The sequence below is a fragment of the Thiorhodococcus minor genome (genome assembly GCF_010820565.1).
In the GTDB taxonomy this organism is placed as follows: Bacteria; Pseudomonadota; Gammaproteobacteria; order Chromatiales; family Chromatiaceae; genus Thiorhodococcus; species Thiorhodococcus minor.
In genome coordinates this window covers 1-1,661 of sequence record NZ_JAAIJQ010000235.1, presented here as the reverse complement: position 1 = coordinate 1,661, position 1,661 = coordinate 1, and the positions used below count along the sequence as shown (strand labels likewise).

The window sequence follows — 1,661 nt, the reverse complement described above, 5'->3', positions numbered from 1 at the left end:
CTGGGTCGTCTGGCCTCGATCCGCGCGGGTCTGCGTGACGCGCTGGAGTCAGGCCCCTGGTGCGACGAGGCGGGCTTTGCGCGGCGCGTCGAGCAGGCCTATCGGGAGATGTGGCGGAAATGGTGCGGCGGGGAGGACGGGCTCAATCGAGCGATGACGGCTCCGGCTGCCGCAGGTTTCGCGAGCAGCGCCTCGAAGGCCCGTGGGCCGAATGCGCAATCCCGGGAGCCTGGATCGCCAGGGGACCTGCTCGACCAGGGGCCGTTGCTCGACCTGGTGCGCGCGGGGCGGCTCGGGGACGCCGAGGATTTGGCGCGAGACAGGATCAGAGCCCATCCGGGCGATGCCTTCGCGCGAAAGGTGCTCGGCACGCTGTTGGCCCAAGCGCTCCGGAACGAAGAGGCCCTGCAGGTCCTCGAAGAGGCTCGAGGGTTGGACCCGAGCGATTCGGATACGCTCAACAGCCTGGGGCGTGCCTATCAAGCACTCGACCGACTGGAGGAGGCGGTCGAGTCCTATCGGCGAGCGCTCGATCTTCATCCGGAGCAGGCCGAGATTTGGAACAACCTCGGGATGGCGCAGCAGATGATGGGGCAGCTCGAGGGCGCGCTTTGCAGTTATGACCGAGCGCTCGGCCTCAAGCCGCTCTATGCCAAGGCGCTGACCAATCGCGGGCGCGTCTTGATGCAGATGGGGCGGTTGGATGAGTCTCTCGTCTGGCATGACCGATCCTTGGCGATCGATCCGAGCAGTGCCGAGGCACACAGTTGCCGCGGTTTGACGCTGCGGGCACTCAGGCGGCCGCGAGAGGCGCTGGACGCATTCGATCGAGCGCTGAGAGCGAAGCCTGCGTCCGCCGATATCTTGAACAACAAAGGTGTGGCGGCGATGGATCTCGGCCGCTTCGAGGACGCGCTGGCATGCTTCGAGCAGTCGTTGGCGATCGATCCAGAGACGGCCGAGACCTATTGTAATTTGGGGCTGCTCATGTACGAGCAAGCTCGCAACGATCGTGCACTGGTGCTATTCGATCGTGCCCTTGAGATCGCGCCGGAATCGATCGAGACATGGATCAATCGCGGAATCGTACTGCAGGATGCGAGTCGTTTCGAAGACGCACTGACCTGCTTCCAGCGCGTGCTTGCGATACATCCCGACGATTGGGAGGCACTGAGCAATCGAGGAAGTGTGCTCAAGGACCAGGGGCTGCTCGATGAGGCGCTGACCGACTATGAGCGCGCTATCCTGATCGAGCCTGACGCCCACAGGCTCTATTCGGGCCGCCTCTACACCCTGAACTACCACCCGGACAAATCGGCCGAGGAGATCTTCGCGGCGTATCGTGATTACGAGCGCCGCTTTGGCGATCCGCTGCGCGCGAGCTGGCGCGCGCACGGCAACGACCGCGACCCGGATCGTCGTCTGCGCCTGGGCTACGTCTCGGCGGACCTGCGCGCGCACTCGCTGCGCTCCTTCCTCGAGCCGCTGCTGGCGCGTCACGACCATGGCGCGCTGGAGCTGATTGCCTACGCCGAGCTGGCGCGTGGCGATGGGGTGACCGAGCGCTACCGGGGCTGGTTCGAGCATTGGGTGGACACCCGTGGTCTGAGCGACGCGGCGCTGGCCGAGCGCATCCGCGCCGACGCGGTGGACATCCTGAT

Annotated in this window: 1 protein-coding gene; it reads left to right on the top strand. The window is 65.5% G+C overall.

Going from position 1 to position 1,661, the window contains the following annotated elements; genetic code table 11:
- Positions 1–1,661: tetratricopeptide repeat protein (locus tag G3446_RS26595; RefSeq protein WP_164456665.1), on the top strand; the 1,661-nt coding region annotated here is incomplete at both ends.